The following is a 17,852-nucleotide window of genomic DNA, read 5'->3' on the forward strand; positions in this document are numbered from 1 at the left end:
CACTGACTTTCGGGCTTTTGGGGACAAGGTGTTGAAAGGCCTGCTTTTATTTTTATGTGAAATAAATATAATTAAAATGTTAAATTAAGTTTAATTTTTGATTTTTTACGCCTAGTCTTTAAGGGCACTCTAACTCATCGTTGGGGTGTCTTCTTATCGTAAGGAGTTCGCTTTGCTGCCATGAGCCATTACAAACTCATCGAGTAAGGCAAGACAACAACAATACTAGGAGAGTAATTCGTGAAATTATCTACAGTAACCATGGCAACCGTATGCGCACTGGCATTCAGTGCGCTGCATGCCAACGCTGCGACAAAAAAATACCTAAATACCGAAGCTGATTTAAACAGGGTGTTAAATTCCAACTCAGCTGCGGTATTGAGCACCGCGCCAAACACCTTGTTGGGTTTATCAAGCGCTAACCAATTACAACAATTAAGCAGCATTAGTAACCGCAAGTCAGAAGTGACCAAGCGCTATCAACAGTTATACCAAGGTATTCCAGTGATTGGTGATACCGTGGTGTTAACTTTTGATAAATCAGGCATGATGAAACGTGCCCATGGCGCCGCTGTTTATGATATTGCCAGCGACCTTCATTCGGTCACTCCCAAGCTAAGCGCTAAGCAAGCGATGGCGGTAATTAACAAGCGCTCTAACTTCGCTGCCAATAGCAGTAAAAAGCACATGCAACAAAAGCGCCTAGCTATTTGGCTGGATAGCAATGCCACAGCACGCTTGGTGTATGAAATTTCTTTTGTTACCTATGGTGATACACCACAGCGCCCTTACATTATTATTGATGCCAACACTGGGGAAGTGTTAGAGCAATTTGATAACCTGCAACATGCCGATGCCACAGGCCCCGGCGGTAATGAAAAAACTGGTCGCTATGAATATGGCACTGACTTTGGCTACCTTGATGTGACGCAATCAGGTAATACCTGCACCATGGCCAATGCCAATGTGAAAACCATCAACTTAAATCATTCCAGCAGTGGCAGCACGGCATTTAGTTTTACCTGTCCAGAGAACACAGTGAAGTCAATTAATGGCGCCTACTCGCCACTTAATGATGCCCACTACTTCGGCAATGTCGTGTTTAACATGTATAACGACTGGTTAGGCACTGCGCCTTTGTCATTCCAGCTACAAATGCGCGTCCACTATGGCAATAATTATGAGAATGCCTTTTGGGATGGCAGTGCCATGACCTTTGGTGATGGCGAAAATCGCTTTTACCCGCTGGTCAGTTTGGATGTCTCGGCCCACGAGGTCAGTCATGGTTTTACTGAGCAAAATTCTGGTCTGGTGTATCGCTACAAGTCGGGCGGGCTAAACGAAGCTTTCTCTGATATGGCCGGCGAAGCCGCAGAGTTTTACATGAAAGGCAGCAATGATTGGTTGGTTGGGCAAGATATCTTCAAAGGCAGTGGTGCGCTGCGTTATATGAATGATCCAACCCGTGACGGCAATTCCATCGATCACCAATCTGATTACACCTCAAGCATGGACGTTCATCACAGCTCTGGGGTGTTTAATAAGGCATTTTATAACCTTGCCACGACCAGCGGCTGGGATACTAAAAAGGCCTTTATCGTTATGGCAAAAGCCAACCAACTTTATTGGACCGCCAATACCAACTGGGATTTAGCTGGTAACGGGGTGATGGATGCCGCATGTGACTTAGGTTATAACCCCGACGATGTAAAAGCAGCATTAGCAGCGGTAGGAGTTAACTCAAACTTAAGTAGTGGCAGCGATTGTGCTGAACCTACGCCAGATGAAGAGTTGACTAATGGTGTGCCCCGTACAGGGATCAGTGGCGCAGAAAAGCAGCAGCAGTTCTTCACATTAGATGTGCCAGCGAACGCCACAAGCCTAAACTTTGCTACGTCGGGTGGCAGTGGCGATGCGGATTTATACGTACGCTTAGGTCAGCGGCCAACACTTGATACGTATGACTGCAACAGCACCAGTTCAACCAGCACAGAAAGCTGTGATATCAGTAACATTCAAGCAGGCAAGTACTATGTCATGGTTGAAGCATGGAATGCCATCTCAGATGTGACGTTAACTGGCAGTTACACAACGGGTACAGACACCCAACCCATCGACCGCACGGAGTCTGATATTGCTGTTGCGCAAGGCAGTTGGGCGAGATTCAGTCAATCATTAACGGGCCAATATTCTAGCCTAGATGTGACCATCAGCGGTGGCAGTGGTGATGCTGACTTGTATCTTAATTATGGTTCGCAGTCGACCACTGCAGACTATGATTGTCGGCCCTATAAAAACGGCAATGAAGAAACTTGCACTATCAGCAACCCGCAGTCTGGCACTTGGTATATCGACCTAAGAGGCTATAACGCTGCCAGTGGCGTTACCCTATCTATCAAGGCAAATTAAGACGTTTTATCTGTCTTTTTCATAATCTAAGTGGGGCAAGCAGTAAGCGCTGCTTACCCACTTTATTTTCAAAGGATACAACATGAATATCACCAATACTGCGCTAGTCGTTGCCTTGGGGCTTGCCTGCGTCAAGGTGGCGGCTAAGCCCACCTGGGTTACCATGGATGCTAACTCCAGCCATCATTATCAACTGCAACAAGCCATACGTGGAGCAACACTCGAGCAGGTTATACTTGCCGATGGTAATACTCAAGCACTGCAGTTGCCGGCCACAGAGCACACCCACTTAAGTGCTTTTATGCACCAACAATATCATCGCAGAGCGCTATCGTGCCGAGGGTAAAAATGTGGTGGGCATGGCCCAGTTTGATATGACTGGTCGTCATGGTTCCAGCGCTGATATTGTGATGATGACCGATTACACCAATGCTGCACAAAATCAGTTTATCGCTGAATTAATTAGTACCTATCAGCCCAGTATTAGCTATGACTTTGACCAGTGTGGTTATGGTTGTTCAGATCATGCCTCTTGGTATCAGCAAGGGTTTGCAGCCTCGATGCCGTTTGAGTCAAAAATGGCAGACATTAACCGCGCTATTCACACTCGCCAAGATACCGCTTTTGATGCTGAGCACGCGGAGAAATTTGCTAAGCTGGCATTATCATTTGTGGCTGAACTGGCGAAAAACGCCGGTGATGATCTACCACAACCGCGAAATCCATTAGAAAATGGTGTGCCGTTAGAAGGCATTTCCGGTAGCGAGAAAAGCCAACACTTCTTTACCTTAGCGGTGCCTGACAACGCCACCAACTTGCGTTTTACTACCTCAGGGGGCACAGGCGATGCCGATCTTTATGTTCGCTATGGCAGCAAACCCAGCTTAACGCTATTTGACTGTAAAAGTACCACCTCTAACAGCGATGAAAGATGTGATATTACTCCGGTAACCGCTGGAACCTACCATGTAATGGTGGAGGCGTGGAGCCCAATTACCGGGGTGACGCTGTTAGCTCAATACGATGAAGGAAGCTCTCTACCACCCATATCCAGACAGCTTAATGACATTGCTGTTGCGCAAGGGCAGTGGTTTTATGAAACGCAAAGCCTAGCCGCTGGCTATCAGCAGCTCTCGGTTTCGCTAGCTGGAGGCACAGGAGATGCCGATCTGTATCTTAATTTTGCCGCGCCGCCTTCAGAGTCACAGTGGCAATGTCGGCCGTATAAAAATGGCAATGATGAAGTGTGTACCATATCAGAGCCACAAGCGGGCGATTGGCACATTGGTATTAAAGGCTATCAATCTGCCTCTGGCGTCACCTTGACTATTAACGCAAATTAGCAAACCGTCATCGCGAACTCAGTTGTGGCTGCCCAAGCGTCTCTGGTAGACTCAACAGGTTGCAATAGGAGTTCGCGGTGTTAAACAAGTTGTCAGCTAGAGTGATTGGCTATGGTATTTTGTTGCTGGTGGGGATGTGGGCCAGCTATGAAATACAATTGAATAATGATAAACAACAAGCTTTGCAGCAAACTCGGCAAAATGTGTTAAAGCTAACGCGTTATATTCAGTCGGAATTTGCCCGTTATCAAGCAATCCAAACGCAGCTCAGTAATAGTCCGCTAGTCTACGAAGGGTTAAGTGCCAGTAGCCACGCCGATGGCAGTGAGCTAGATAGGTACTTGCAGGATATTCAAATTGCCAGTGGCGCTTCAGACGTGTACTTATTAAATCTCGAAGGCACGGTGATCGCCAGCAGTAACTGGCAGCAATCCTATAGCTACAAAGGCAGTAACTTCGCCTTTCGCCCTTATTTTTATCAAACCCTTAACGGTCAAGAAGGGGTTACCTTTGCCTTAGGACAGCGTTCAAAAACCCGTGGCTTTTATTTTGCAAAGCAAGTCAGCATGGCGCAAGAAGCCCTCGGGGTGGTGGTGATGAAGGTCAATGCCAGCAAATTTGAATCGGACAAAGCACAATTAGATACGGGAACCGATAGCCATTTTTTACTGGTTGACAGTAACAATGTGGTATTGGCCTCGGATGTTGCCAAGTTTCGCCTTCAGGCGCTGAGCGCGCTGTCAGCACAAACACAACAACAACTGCGCCAAACCCAGCAGTTTTTAGGCAAGGAAATCACCCGTTTACCTTGGCAGCAGCTTTCCGCAAACTATGTTGCGGTAGGGGGCGCCAGTAACGAATTTTTATTGCAGCAACAACCACTGCACCAGCATTACCGTTTGCTGTTGCTGCGGCAACTCACACCCATTTATCAAGCGCAATGGCCGAAACTTGGGATCACCGCGTTGTTGCTGTTATTGGCCTGTGTGTTACTGGAATTTATTTTGTCAAAAATGACCGGCTATAAACGCTTAGTGTTCAGTCAGCGCAGTTTAGAATTGGAAATTGCCCACCGTCGGGAAGAGCTTGAACAAGCCCAAGATGCCCTGATAAGAGCGGCTAAGTTAGCCACCATTGGTCAACTGAGCGCCAGTATTAATCACGAAATCAATCAACCTTTGAGCGCCATGAGTGCTTACGTTGCCAGTGCAAAGCGCTTAGCGCAGCAGGGCAATACAGAAAAGGTAATTGAAAACATGGCCTTAGTACAGTCACTGATCACTCGGGTGCATACTATTGTGGCGCAATTAAAGTCTTTTAGTCAGCACCATCACAACAAAATGCAAGTGACCAGGTTACAACAGTCCATTGATAATGCCTTGGTGATAGTGGGTCCTGAGCTGAAGCGCGCCGGTGTTACAGTACAGTGTCACGCCCTCGACTTTACTGTTTGGGTAGACCCTTTTCGCTTTGAACAGGTGCTGGTCAATATACTTAGCAACGCCTGTCAGGCAGTGCTATCACAGCCGCAAAAGTGTATTACTCTTAATGCCGAAGGCAGCGACAATAAAGTGCAGTTGTCTATTTCTGACTCCGGTGAGGGGATCCGTCAGCATGAACTGAATAGCATTTTCGAGCCTTTCTATACCACTAAATCAGGCAATGGCTTAGGCTTAGGGCTGTCGATTTCGAAGCAAATTATAGAGTCGTTTCAGGGCCAGTTAAGTGCCCATAATCACCCAGCAGGCGGCGCTGAGTTTTTAATCAGTTTACACACAAAGAGCCCTACTCATGATGGACAATAAAACCCTTTTTATCATTGATGATGAAAAAAGCATACGTGACTCGCTACAGCAGCTGTTCGAATTAGAAGGCTATCAGGTGCAGTGCTTTGCCAGTGCTACGTCGGCGTTGCAAAAACTATCGCGGCAGTTTTGTGGTGTGATATTAAGTGATATTAACATGCCGCAGCTCGATGGCATTGGCTTTATGGAGCAAGTTAAGCAATTTGACTCAGAAATCCCCATGGTGTTTTTAACCGGATTTGCCGATGTTGGTTTGGCGGTTAAGGCGATGCAAAAAGGCGCCTATGATTTTTTTGAAAAGCCGGTGAGCGAGCCATTATTAGATTGCATCGATCGCGCGTTAGAAAAACGTCGCTTGGTAATGGAGAATCGGGCTCTCAAAGCCGAAGTTAAAAAGCGCTCTGCACCTGGAGTGCGGATCTTAGGTGAAACCAAGCAAATGCAACAAATGATGCAGCTTCTTGATGCTGTGATTGATACTCCGGCTGATGTCCTTATCCAAGGTGAAACAGGAACTGGCAAGGAGCTCGTTGCGCGGTATTTACACGACCATAGTCAACGTTCCAACCACAACTTTGTCGCCATAAACTGTGGCGCCATTCCAGAAGAGTTAATAGAAAGTGAGCTGTTTGGTGCCAAAAGTGGTGCTTTTACTGGCGCCAAAGAATCGCGCGAAGGCAAGTTTGCATTTGCCCAAGGCGGAACGGTGTTTTTAGATGAAATCGAGGCCATGTCGGCGGCGTTGCAAGTAAAATTGCTGCGGGTGTTGGAGGAGCGCAGTGTTACGCCGGTGGGCAGTAATACCGATGTGCCCTTAGATATTCGGGTGGTCGCGGCCACCAAAGTGGACCTTAATAGCTTAGTCGAGCAAGGGCAGTTTAGATCGGATCTGTTTTATCGCCTTAATTTGCTTAAAGTGCAGATCCCACCTTTACGGGCCAGAAAAGCGGATATCCCGCTACTTTACAAACATTTCAGTTCGATTGCCGCAACCAGATTTCACAAGCCGATGCAACCCATTAGTGCCGCGTTAGAAGCAAAACTGATGAGTTTTGACTGGCCTGGTAACGTGCGTGAGTTACGCAACCATGCTGAGCGGCATATTTTGCTGGCCGACACCCTTGATCAAGATCTTGATGAACTTAATACTCAGTCGCTTAGTTTGGCCGAGAAAGTCAGCTACTACGAGCAATCATTAATCGAAGAAGCACTGGCGCAGAGTCAGGGCAGTATTAAGCAAGCCATGCAGTTGCTCAAACTGCCACGAAAAACCTTGTACGATAAAATGAATAAATACGGCCTAAGTCGCACCATGTTTGTGGCTGAGGATGAGTGAAAAAGGTGACAAATCACTTTAAAGCGTGTGTGGAAAACCGCACATTGATGCAGTGAAAATACGGCTTTTCTTAGTTATCTATCTGATTTTTATGAGCTTACTCTAGTTGGTCTCGGTTTTGCGTTATTGCTAAGACAATAACCAAAAAATGAGAGCAAACATGACAGCAAGTAAACACCTTTTAACGTTGCTTAGTGCGACTTTGGCGTTGCCAGTAATGGCAGCCGACTACACCATTTATGGCAAAGCAGAAGTACAAGTGGCTAACACCGACAAAGGACTGATGCGCTATACCAAAGCCGGAACCCAGATTGATGCGCCTTTTTCTCGTATCGGGGTTAAAGGCAGCCACGGCTTAAGTTCTGATCTAAAACTGGTGTATAAATACGAAGTGCAAGTGAAAGGCTTTGAGCATGACAACACCAGTGAGCCGTTTTCATCCCGTAATACCTACGTTGGTTTAGCCACTGGCTACGGCACAGTATTGGTGGGGCGTAATGACACTCGCTTCAAGTTCAGTGAAGGCAAGGTGGATCAATTCAATGAAACCCAAGCCGATATTGCTCAGGTGTTGGCCGGGCAAAGCCGAGTAGGCGATTCAATTACCTATTCATCACCACGTTGGAATGATCTCTCTGTGGCCCTCACTTACACACCAAAAGACGATGCCAGTAATCAACAAGCGGGCTTTGCAGCTACGGCGATTTATGGTGACCGAGCATTGAAAGCCAACCCTTTTTATGTGGCTTTGAGTCATACTGACCAAATTGGTGATTTAACCGCCACGCGTATTGCGGCAGCATATCAGTGGAAAAAAATTCAGCTTGGTGCCATTATCCAAGACAGTGAAAATCTAGCCGGTGATAAGTCAGGCACTGCAGTGGTGATAAGCGGCCACTACCGACTCAACCAACAGTGGCGTCCTAAACTGCAGTTTAGTCGTGATACCAGTAAATTACGTCATAATGAAGCGGTATCGCAGTGGACCTTGGGGACAGATTATATTTTTGATAAGCAAACTAATCTTTACTTTCTGGCCAGTCGGTTAGAGCTAAAGAGCGACAACGACACCAGTTTTGCGCTGGGTTTAAAATATAAATTTTAGGGAGTGAAGCGATGACAAATGATAAAAATAATGCCTTCACAGCGCGGCTGTTTCTCTGGCTTGGCCCAATGGTAATGGCATCAATCTGTGTTGTAGAGCCTCCTAGTGGTATGTCTGTTGAGGCATGGCGTACCGCAGGACTGGCATTTTGGTTGGCATCTTGGTGGATCACCGAAGCCGTGCCGATACCGGCGGCATCATTGCTGCCCTTAGTGGTTTCTCCGTTACTGGGCATTGCTTCAATTAAAGCCGTGGCTGCGCCATTTGCTCACCCGCTCATTTATCTCTTTTTAGGTGGGTTTCTCATTTCAATTGCCATGGAACGCTGGGGCTTACACAAGCGTATAGCCCTTAATACCATGCTAGTGGCAGGCAAAAAACCAAGCTTACAGGTACTTGCCATGATGGCGGTCACGGCATTTTTATCCATGTGGATGTCAAATACGGCCACTGCCGTGATGATGCTGCCTATCGCGCTGTCAGTCATTCACTTAGTCAAAGAGCAAGGGGGAGATAGCGAACGTTTTGCGAAGGCACTGCTATTAGCCATTGCCTATGGCGCCAGTATTGGTGGCATCGCAACCTTGATAGGCACACCTCCAAACGCCTTAATGGCGGCTTATTTAGCCGACAGCTACGATATCCAAATTGGTTTTGCCACCTGGATGCTGGTAGGCGTGCCACTGTCGATGACCTTATTGTTCATTGCTTGGTTTTGGCTGACAAAAGTCAGCTACAAAGTCGACAAGACGGAATTGAATTTAGACACCAAAGCGTTATTTAGCTCGCAGTTGCAGTCGCTAGGTGACATGACTGGGGCGGAAAAGAAAGTATTGGCGGTGTTTGTTTTCGCCGCGCTAAGCTGGATCACCAGACCATTGATTGCAGATATCACCGGCTTGGCGTTATCAGACACCGGCATCGCCATTGCGGCCGCCTTATTGCTATTTGTACTGCCTGTTAGCAAGCAAAACGATGAGCGTATTTTAGATTGGGAAAGTGCCGCTAAAGTCCCCTGGGGTATATTACTGCTGTTCGGCGGTGGCTTATCTTTGGCGTCACAAATTAAGTCATCAGGTTTGGCCGATTACATCGCTAATTTATTGGCCGGCGCCGATGCCATGGGATTAGTGATGGGCGTGTTAATTGTGGCGGCGTTGATTACCTTTTTAACCGAAATTACCAGTAATACCGCCACGGCTGCAGGCTTTTTGCCGTTACTCGGTCCCGTAGCAGAGTCGGTCACCGGATCACCGCTGGCTTGGGTTATTCCTGCAGCGTTAGCAGCAAGCTGCGCCTTTATGATGCCAGTCGCCACGCCACCGAACGCCATTGTGTTCGGCTCTGGAGAAATTGAGATCAAGGACATGGTCAGAGCTGGGTTTGCATTAAACCTGGTTGCCATTGCGCTAATTACCATTGTCACCTTGACTTTAGCTAGTAGCATACTAGGTTTTTAAGGTTGCCATTCTCCACAGGCTGTGTCCAGAGCGGCAACTCGGTATTACACAGCCTGTCTCTACTGGTCTACTGCTGCATGTCATCAGTGGATAGACCAGTCCAACATTCCTTGCTATATTCGTGCTATCAAGCAGCAAGGGAAGACCATGATCGAAGACAGCAAAAGTGCGCTTATTGCCACACACACTAGGCTTAAAAATGAATTCAATCAGTCACCTTATCCGTCGTTAGATGAACGTAAGCGGTGTTTAGCGGTAGTCAAAAGCCAGTTACTCACATTGCGCGATGAGTTTGTTGCCGCGGCCAACGAGGATTTTGGCTCGCGCAGCGAATTTGATACCTTAATCGCTGATATTATGCCGAGCGTAACCGCCATTGAGTATATTGAACGCCACCTTAGTAAATGGATGCGCAAGCAAAAACGTGCTGCGGGTATGACTTGGTTACCTTCAAAGGCATCAGTTGAAGTCGTCCCTAAGGGCGTCGTAGGTGTCATTGCGCCATGGAACTATCCCATTCAGCTTGCTTTAGTGCCTGCCATTACGGCGTTGGCTGCAGGCAATAAAGTGATGATTAAGCTCAGTGAATTTACCCCGCAAGTGAATCAGATAATGCGACGTTTGTTCACCGAAGTAGAAGGGCAAGTGCAGATAGTTGAAGGGGGACCTGAGGTGGCAGCTACTTTTACTGAATTGCCCTTCGATCATTTGATTTTTACCGGCTCCACTGCCGTTGGCAAAAAAGTCATGGCGGCGGCAGCGAAAAACCTGACTCCAGTGACTCTTGAACTCGGTGGCAAGTCGCCGGTACTCGTACTCGAAGACGCCAACATCGACGCTGCGGCAACCAGCATTTTGATGGGCAAACTGTCTAATTCGGGGCAGATCTGCGTCGCTCCAGATTACCTCTTGGTTGATAACAAAGTAAAAGACAAATTGCTGGGCGCAATGAAGCAGCAATACGCTTCCTTATATCAAGCCAGCAACGGGTTTGCTAAACAAACCAGCATTATTAATCAAGCGCAGTTCGATAGGCTGCAAGGGGTCATTGCTGATGCCGAACAAAAAGGCGCGACAATTTGGCGCGCTGAAAGCACCAGCCAAGGGCGGAAGTTACCATTGCATATTATCACTGAAGTCAGTGATGACATGCAGGTAATGCAAGAAGAGCTCTTTGGTCCTATTTTACCGGTTGTCGGGGTCGACAGTTTGGACGATGCCATAACTCAAATTAGGACTCGTTCGACGCCACTGGCCAGCTACTTGTTTACGGCTAGCCAAGACAGCATTGACTATGTCAGCAAAAACTTGGCAACAGGCACTTTAGGTATCAATGAAACCATCGTTCAGGTGGCGGTAGAAAGTCTGCCTTTCGGTGGCCTCGGTTATTCTGGTATGGGTCAATACCATGGCGAAGAGGGCTTTTACACCTTTAGTCACAAGAAGTCGATTTTGCAATCAGGCAATAGTCAATGGCGTAACAAGCTGTTATTAACGCATTCTAAGTGGTTGACTAAGCCGCTGCAGTGGTTGTTTTTGCGGGGTTAAGTGGTTGATTATAATTCCATAACCCTCCATTGGGTTATGGAATTATTGTTGCCGTAAGCTACTTGGTGCGCGTTTCCGCTACGTAATCGCCAGATTGTATGCGTTGATAAATGCTATTGGCAATGTCGGTGGCGCGTTCAATTTGCGAAGGCGACAATTGTTTTTCGTCTAACTGTCTGCTCTTAGTGGCTTCTGGATAGCCATTAAATTCAGCTAAGCTATTCCAAATGTAAGAACGCTCGATGTTTTTTGCCACTCCCAGGCCTTGGTAATACATTAAAGCCAGATTAAACATGGCTAAGGTGTAGTTGTTCGCCGCCGCTTTTTCATACCAGTTTAGTGCTTGACGGTAATCTTGTTTTACGCCATTGCCACTGGCATACATGAGACCAACGTTAAATTGCGCGGCGGGTAAATTCTTTTTCGCGGCGCGAGTCATTAGCTCAACGTATTTTTGGCGGTCTTGCTTTACACCGCGGCCTTCATCGTACATGACTGCCAATGCAAACATGGCATCCGCTTCGCCAAGTTTTGCCGCTCTTTTAAATAGCTCGGCTGCTTTGCGTTGGTTTTTTAACACGCCATGGCCGCCTTCATAAAGGAGCGCCAGCTGATAGATGCCTGGGGCATAGTTCATCTCAGCAAGATAGTTAAACTCTTCTAGCGCTTCGGCAAAGCGCCCGGCATTGGCCGCTTCTATACCTTCCTCTAAGCCAGCATACGCTGTTGGAGCTTGGCCTAATACTGCCAGTAGCAATGCTATTTTTGATATTCTTTTCACCATCGTCGACCTCCTTAAGGTACCTACGAGCCTTATTGTCCTATATTCTAATAGCTGAAACAGAGATTTACAAAATACAAATCAGTTTTATCCGTTGCTACGTTAATATTACACAGGAAAAACCAAGATCAGGACAAATGATGAAAAAGTTATTGATGATGTTGCTTTTGTCGCTCAGCCTTATTGGTTGTAGTCAACGTCTGGCCTATAACAATTTAGGCTGGTTGGCAGGGTATTATGTGGCCGATTACGTAGAATTAAGTGATGAACAAGAAGAGGCTCTTGAGCAAGACGTTGAAGCTCTAGTAGAGTGGCATCGTAATAATGAGCTGCCGAAATACAAACAGCACATCAATGCCTTGCTCAATAACTGGCAAACCATGGAGCAACAAGACATTGTTGCCCATGTAAAAAAAGCAAGAGAGCTGTGGTATACCCTAGTTGCTAAGGCCACCCCCAAAATTGAACAGCATCTAGCTACCTTATCTCAAGCACAACGTTCGGAGTTGCTGAGCAACATCGAAGCTAAAATGAATGAAGACGATTGGCAGCAAGGCGACCAATATCGCCGTTATAAACGTTGGTTGGGGGACTTATCTGACTCGCAGCGCAGTCAGGTTGACGAGTACTTTCAACAAGGAGAGTTTTCACGGCAAGTATGGCGTGCTCATCAGCAGCGTCGCTTTAACCAATTTAAACAGTCGTTAATGCTTACCTCTGAGGGCGAGGTCGACGCTGAGTTACTGCGTCAAGCGCTGATCAGTAGCGAAGAGCAATTACCGCCACGGATGCGCGACATTCAAGCGCGAAGAATTCAAGAATATGGTGCTTTTGCGATTACGTTGCGCGATAGCCTAACGGAAAAACAGCAGCGTCACTTTAGTGATGAGCTAGAAGATATTGCTTCGTTATTGCAATCGCTTTGAGGATAATGGGCTTAACACTAAGCCCATTCATTGTCGAATTTAAGTTATTTAAATCGCGGTGCTAAGTCTGGTTTGGCGTACTCTAAACGGCCAATTTGCTGGGTGGTGTGATAGCCATCTAGGCTAGAAATAGCCACGCTTTCGAGCGCTTCAATATCGACATAACCATCGTCTTTAACGGCGTCTTGCTGAATATGCAACGTCTCAATTTCGCCAATCACCAATTCGGTGTCATTCAATAAGGTTTGATGATCCCGTAATACCAGGCCGTATTTGAGGTGGCTCTGCTTTACAAAAGGAGAAGCAAAGTCGCTCAGGTACTCAGCTGTTAAGCCTGTCTCTGTAAACTCGGATTGTTGCTTGTCATACCGCGCAGAGGTTTGATGTGCCGCAGTGACCATCTGTTGATTCACTTGGTTTATGGTGTACTTTTTAGTGGCCAAAATATTCTCTAAGGTATGGCGTGGCACCGAGTGGGGGCGGAAAATAACCCCAACTAAAGGCGGATGGGCGCCTAAATGAAACACCGAGCTGACAATAGAAAGGTTTTCTTGCCCATCTTGGTCGACGGTGCCGATTAAATTGGCACTTTTAAACCCTGACAGTGAGTTGATCAATAAGGCGCGATAGCGTTGCTCTAACGCCGCGATGTCTTTACTAGAGAAATGTTTCATACTTTCTACCATGATATGGATTGTCCTTGCCAGTCTAGGTAGCTGGCGCTGCCGTCTGGCGTTAATTGAGATTGAATGTCGCTAAGCTGTTGAGCTACAAACTCTGGGCTAAAGAGTTTATCTTCGGGTACATTGGCTTGAAACGGCTCAGATAGCTGAGTGTCTGTGGTGCCTGGATGAAACAGCAATAACTTGACGTTTTTGGCTCGCCGAGCTAATTCAACCGCCGCCGACTTAAACATCATGTTAAGAGCCGCTTTCGAGGCTCGATAGCTGTACCAGCCACCAAGGCGATTGTCACTTATGCTGCCCACTCGAGCTGACAGCGCGGTAAAAATACAAGGCTGTTTGCTTTTCATCAACGGCAACAATGCTTGCAGCCACTGCATAGGCAACAAAGTATTGGTGTCGAAAAGGCTACGGCTGTATTCAAGATTTATATCTTCCAAGCGCTTTTCTGGCATGCCAATCTCATCGTTGTGGACTATGCCATTGAACACTGTAATGCTCGGTACGGTGTAGTCTCCCGCACGCATTTTCTCGGCGATGTCTGCAATACCGGCGCTGGAGTAATCGCAGCGGTAATGAACATCCACCTCAGGGGCTGGGGCATCGCCTTGGCGTGAAACGGTAATGATTTGCGCATCCGGATAGCGCTGTGATTGCTGTTTGATAAAGGCTTTGGCAATACCAGAGCTGGCACCAATTACAATGATAGCTTGCTTAGTCACGGTGACATCCTTTTTTATCGAGCGTGCATTGGCTTGGCGCCAACATGCGAGAAATACTCATGCGATGGGCGGCGAATTGCTTGTAACACCAATCGGCAATAGGGCGAATAACGGGCCATCGCAATATTGCTAACCAACGGTGTTTATTAACACTTTGCCAAGCAAGCACAGTGACATCTAAGCCGATGAGTAGCTTGCCGTTGTCATCGTAACCATGGAGTAAAGCCATGGCATCAGCGAAGCCCACTTGGGGGAACTCTTGCTCAAAGCGCTCACTGTGAACATCCACTAAATCTACTTTATCATGGTGATCATGGCGTTTTAGTTCAACCATTTCTTTGCGGCAAAGTGGACACTGACCGTCATAAAATATAATCATAGCTGGCATTAATTGTTTCCCAAACGTGTCACACTTTTACGCTAGGGTCTTGAAAATAGATCGTTCGCAATTGTGATTAATCTCGGTATAGTGAAGAGATAATTACTTTTTCATCAAGGAGATTGTATGACAGAGCAATACGCAAGCTTGCGCAGTAATGTAAGCCAACTGGGACAAATGCTGGGACAGATCATTGCCCAAGCACAAGGGCAAGAAACCTTGGATAAGGTCGAAGAAATTCGTCATTTGGCCAAGTCCTCTCGCAGTGGCAATGAATCAGACCGCCAAGCCTTGATTGAAACCTTGCGAAATTTAAGTGATGAAGCATTATTGCCCGTTGCCCGTTCGTTCAATCATTTTCTTAACCTTGCCAATGTAGCCGAGCAATTTCATACTATTTCTAAGTCTGGCGCGCCAGACGGCGTAATGATTGAAATAGATAAGGCCCTTGATGAAATACAAAGCCAAGTGGAATCCGGCAGCTTGTCACTCAATGACGTAGCCGAAGTCATTGCCAGATTAAAAATAGACTTGGTACTGACAGCGCATCCCACAGAGGTAACACGCCGCACCATTATCAACAAGCACGTAGAACTCAGCGAATGCCTAAGAATGTTAGAAAGCACCTCAGGCGAAGATCCGCTTTACGATGAAGTGATTGATCGAATCGAGCAGCTGATCAGCCAAGCTTGGCATACCAACGACATTCGCGAAAAGCGGCCAACGCCTTTAGATGAAGCTAAATGGGGATTTGCGGTCATAGAAAATAGCCTCTGGCAAGCAGTACCAAAGTTTGTCAGGTATTTGAGCGACCAAGTGAAAACCCGTTTAGACTTACAACTTCCCAGTAACTTCAGTCCAATACAGCTCACCTCTTGGATGGGTGGGGATCGCGATGGCAACCCATTTGTGACGTCCAACGTTACCCAGTCGGTGCTCGACCATGGGCGTTGGATGGCGTTGGATTTGTATCGCCGCGATCTGGAAACCTTGGGCGCCGAGTTATCCATGTCTAAGGCCTCAGAGCAACTACAGCAACGAGCTGAGGGCAGTAATGAGCCGTATCGTTTTATTCTCAAGCAAGTGCGTAGCGAAGTGGAAGAGACCATCGCGGCGTTAGAAAACAAAATCAAAGGGATCAGCTCTCATCACCAAGACAAAATCAAGCGCGTGGCGCAGATCCGAGAACCGTTAGAAGCTTGCTACCGCTCATTGGTGGAATGCCAAATGGCTAAGATTGCCAATGGCTTACTGCTCGACGTATTGCGTCGCATTGATTGCTTTGGGGTGTCTTTGTGTAAGCTCGATATACGCCAAGACTCGGCCCGCCACAGCGAAGTGTTTTCAGAGCTCACCCGCTATTTAGGCTTAGGCGATTATGAGCAATGGCAAGAAGCTGACAAACAAGCCTTTTTACTCACTGAGCTGAGCTCAAGAAGGCCTTTGCTCCCGCGCCATTGGCAGCCCAGTGCTAACGTCAAAGAAGTACTAGAAACCTTTGAAGTCATCGCACAACAAGATCAAAACAGTTTGGGCATTTACATTATCTCCATGGCGCAAAGTGCTTCCGATATTTTAGCGGTGCACTTGTTACTGCAAGAGAGTGGCTGTCAGTTTACTTTACCGGTGGCGCCTTTATTTGAAACCTTGGATGATTTGAATAACGCTGAAGCCGTGATCAGTGGCTTATTAGAAAACAACTGGTACAAAGGCACCATCGGGGCTCGCCAGTTTGTCATGATTGGTTATTCCGACTCGGCCAAAGATGCCGGCATGATGGCTGCAGGCTGGGCACAATATGATGCCATGGACAAGCTGGTGGCGTTGGCAGAATCAAAAGGCGTGGAATTAGTGCTGTTTCACGGCCGCGGCGGCACCATTGGCCGTGGTGGTGCACCAGCAGCGCAAGCGTTGCGTTCACAGCCGCCAGGTTCACTGCGTAATGGTTTGCGAGTCACGGAACAGGGTGAAATGATCCGTTTTAAATTTGGTTTGCCCAAAGTGGCCATGCAAAGTCTATCGATTTACACCGGCGCGATTTTACAAAGTAACTTATTACCACCACCAAGCCCAGAGCCGCAGTGGGTGGAAGTAATGGACTGCATCAGTGCCGCCTCTTGCGAAAAATATCGCAGTATTGTTAGGGAAAACCCCAGCTTTGTGCCTTATTTTAGAATGGCCACGCCTGAGCAGGAGTTATCGAAGTTGCCTTTAGGCTCGCGGCCCTCTAAGCGTAACCCCAATGGTGGGGTGGAAAGCCTACGTGCCATTCCATGGATCTTTGCTTGGAGTCAAAATCGCTTAATGCTGCCAGCTTGGTTAGGGGCAAAAGAAGGCTTAGAAGCCGCCATCGACAAATATGGCAAAGCGACCTTGCAGTCCATGAGTCAACAGTGGCCATTTTTTCGCGCTCGACTAGAAATGCTGGAAATGGTTTTTTGTAAAGCCGATCTTTGGTTAAGTGAAATGTATGATGCCAGTTTAGTGACTAGCGAATATCAAGACCTAGGTAAAGAACTTCGTGATAACTTACAAAGTGCCACTGAGCTGGTACGAGAGCTTGCTCCTGAGTCCTCACTGTTGTCACAACAGCCTTGGATCAGAGAGTCCATTGCACTGCGCAACCCTTATACCGATCCACTTAATTTGTTGCAAATTGAGCTGTTGAAGCGCGCCAGAGAAGAAACCAAACACGATATTGATTTAGCCTTAATGATAACCATGACCGGAATTGCAGCAGGAATGCGCAATACGGGTTAATGTTATTTTTGCAATAAAATGTTGCGTGTGCCATTAACATAAGGCGAAATTGAAGAAACAAAACCAATCCCAAAGGATTGGTTTTTTCTTTTTTGCTGGTTTTTTATTAGTAACTTTGTTGACAGAAAATCAGATTGTCTTAAAATGCCCGGCTGGTTATACCAGTTGGTATGTTTGTTTTTCTCAAGAATGGTTTGTTGATAGGTAACTCGGTAAATGCATAAGATCTCTACTAGCGTGACGTTTGATAAGTGTAACGACTTGATAATGATGAAGGTGAGAGGGATTGCCAGTGCTAAAGATGTGGTGGAGTCGTACCAACGCGCCCATTGTTATGCCAATAAGCATAAAAGTAAAAACATTCTTGTTGATGTCAGTGAATTGGAGCATCGCTTCGCTGCCATCGACATCATCAATATCATGCCTAAAGTAGCCCACTATATTGGCGATATGAACATCGCGCGGGTGGTTGGATTCGAAGGCTATATGCACGATTTGTTTTTACAAAAAATAAAACGTTTTGACGTTAATGCTGAGAACTTCGAATGCTTTAAATCTGCGCGAGAATGGTTGAGTCGCTTGTAAGAGTTGCGTA

14 protein-coding genes and 1 pseudogene are annotated in these 17,852 nt (G+C 46.9%); 11 read left to right on the forward strand and 4 right to left on the reverse strand.

All coding sequences use genetic code 11. The features are described 5' to 3' along the window. Nucleotides 1-240 precede the first annotated feature (240 nt). The 8 genes and pseudogenes from ACNKW2_RS07950 (at nucleotide 241) to ACNKW2_RS07985 (ending at nucleotide 11,006) form a co-directional block, all read left to right on the forward strand. Nucleotides 241-2,409: a M4 family metallopeptidase gene (locus tag ACNKW2_RS07950; protein WP_419148078.1), complete on the forward strand. Its 2,169-nt coding sequence runs from the start codon at nucleotides 241-243 to the stop codon at nucleotides 2,407-2,409. Between the two features lie 82 nt (nucleotides 2,410-2,491). Continuing rightward, nucleotides 2,492-2,755 carry a hypothetical protein gene (locus ACNKW2_RS07955; protein WP_419148079.1) on the forward strand — a complete coding sequence of 88 codons (264 nt, stop codon included), beginning with the start codon at nucleotides 2,492-2,494 and terminating at the stop codon, nucleotides 2,753-2,755. Next, nucleotides 2,727-3,752: pseudogene (locus ACNKW2_RS07960) on the forward strand (pre-peptidase C-terminal domain-containing protein); the annotation flags it as partial. The gene ACNKW2_RS07955 and the pseudogene ACNKW2_RS07960, both read left to right, overlap by 29 nt. Before the next feature lie 77 nt (nucleotides 3,753-3,829). Further along, the gene (locus ACNKW2_RS07965) at nucleotides 3,830-5,557 is read left to right on the forward strand and encodes a sensor histidine kinase (protein ID WP_419148080.1); all 1,728 of its coding nucleotides are present in this window, start codon (nucleotides 3,830-3,832) and stop codon (nucleotides 5,555-5,557) included. Then, complete coding sequence (locus tag ACNKW2_RS07970) at nucleotides 5,544-6,893, forward strand: sigma-54-dependent transcriptional regulator (protein ID WP_419148081.1); 1,350 nt, start codon at nucleotides 5,544-5,546, stop codon at nucleotides 6,891-6,893. Before ACNKW2_RS07965 ends, ACNKW2_RS07970 begins: the two co-directional genes overlap by 14 nt. A 160-nt stretch (nucleotides 6,894-7,053) precedes the next feature. Continuing rightward, nucleotides 7,054-7,998, forward strand: coding sequence for a porin (locus ACNKW2_RS07975; RefSeq protein WP_419148082.1), 945 nt, complete (start codon nucleotides 7,054-7,056; stop codon nucleotides 7,996-7,998). 11 nt (nucleotides 7,999-8,009) lie between these two features. Next, a complete protein-coding gene (locus ACNKW2_RS07980; protein WP_419148083.1) occupies nucleotides 8,010-9,458 on the forward strand; it encodes an SLC13 family permease in 1,449 nt (482 codons plus the stop codon). A 147-nt stretch (nucleotides 9,459-9,605) separates the two neighbouring features. Further along, on the forward strand, nucleotides 9,606-11,006 hold the full coding sequence (locus ACNKW2_RS07985) for a coniferyl aldehyde dehydrogenase (RefSeq protein ID WP_419148084.1): 1,401 nt from the start codon (nucleotides 9,606-9,608) through the stop codon (nucleotides 11,004-11,006). 58 nt (nucleotides 11,007-11,064) lie between these two features. On the opposite strand, the gene ACNKW2_RS07990 is transcribed toward ACNKW2_RS07985, so the two are convergent. Next, a complete protein-coding gene (locus ACNKW2_RS07990; protein ID WP_336565034.1) occupies nucleotides 11,065-11,790 on the reverse strand; it encodes a tetratricopeptide repeat protein in 726 nt (241 codons plus the stop codon). A 134-nt stretch (nucleotides 11,791-11,924) separates the two neighbouring features. Here ACNKW2_RS07990 and ACNKW2_RS07995 point away from each other — a divergent pair, with 134 nt between their 5' ends. Then, on the forward strand, nucleotides 11,925-12,713 hold the full coding sequence (locus ACNKW2_RS07995) for a DUF6279 family lipoprotein (RefSeq protein ID WP_419148085.1): 789 nt from the start codon (nucleotides 11,925-11,927) through the stop codon (nucleotides 12,711-12,713). 44 nt (nucleotides 12,714-12,757) lie between these two features. Here the strand turns inward: ACNKW2_RS07995 and ACNKW2_RS08000 are convergent, their stop codons facing one another. From ACNKW2_RS08000 to ACNKW2_RS08010, 3 genes are read right to left on the reverse strand one after another with little or no spacing between them, the layout of a single operon-like run. Beyond that, entirely contained in the window at nucleotides 12,758-13,387 is a 630-nt protein-coding gene (locus ACNKW2_RS08000; protein ID WP_419148086.1) for a flavin reductase family protein, read from the reverse strand. A gap of 5 nt (nucleotides 13,388-13,392) precedes the next feature. Next, nucleotides 13,393-14,118 carry an SDR family NAD(P)-dependent oxidoreductase gene (locus ACNKW2_RS08005; RefSeq protein WP_419148087.1) on the reverse strand — a complete coding sequence of 242 codons (726 nt, stop codon included), beginning with the start codon at nucleotides 14,116-14,118 and terminating at the stop codon, nucleotides 13,393-13,395. After that, nucleotides 14,111-14,506 carry a thiol-disulfide oxidoreductase DCC family protein gene (locus ACNKW2_RS08010; RefSeq protein WP_419148088.1) on the reverse strand — a complete coding sequence of 132 codons (396 nt, stop codon included), beginning with the start codon at nucleotides 14,504-14,506 and terminating at the stop codon, nucleotides 14,111-14,113. The genes ACNKW2_RS08005 and ACNKW2_RS08010 overlap by 8 nt, the downstream gene beginning before the upstream one ends. Before the next feature lie 117 nt (nucleotides 14,507-14,623). Between ACNKW2_RS08010 and ppc the strand changes: the two genes are divergently transcribed. Both ppc and ACNKW2_RS08020 read left to right on the forward strand, forming a co-directional pair. Then, a complete protein-coding gene (gene ppc, locus ACNKW2_RS08015) occupies nucleotides 14,624-17,257 on the forward strand; it encodes a phosphoenolpyruvate carboxylase (RefSeq protein ID WP_419148089.1) in 2,634 nt (877 codons plus the stop codon). A gap of 216 nt (nucleotides 17,258-17,473) precedes the next feature. Continuing rightward, nucleotides 17,474-17,842 (forward strand): hypothetical protein, encoded by a 369-nt coding sequence (locus ACNKW2_RS08020; protein WP_419148090.1) that lies wholly within the window; start codon nucleotides 17,474-17,476, stop codon nucleotides 17,840-17,842. Nucleotides 17,843-17,852: the final 10 nt, after the last annotated feature.

The sequence above is a fragment of the Pseudoalteromonas 'SMAR' genome, from assembly GCF_048515945.1.
GTDB lineage: Bacteria > Pseudomonadota > Gammaproteobacteria > Enterobacterales > Alteromonadaceae > Pseudoalteromonas.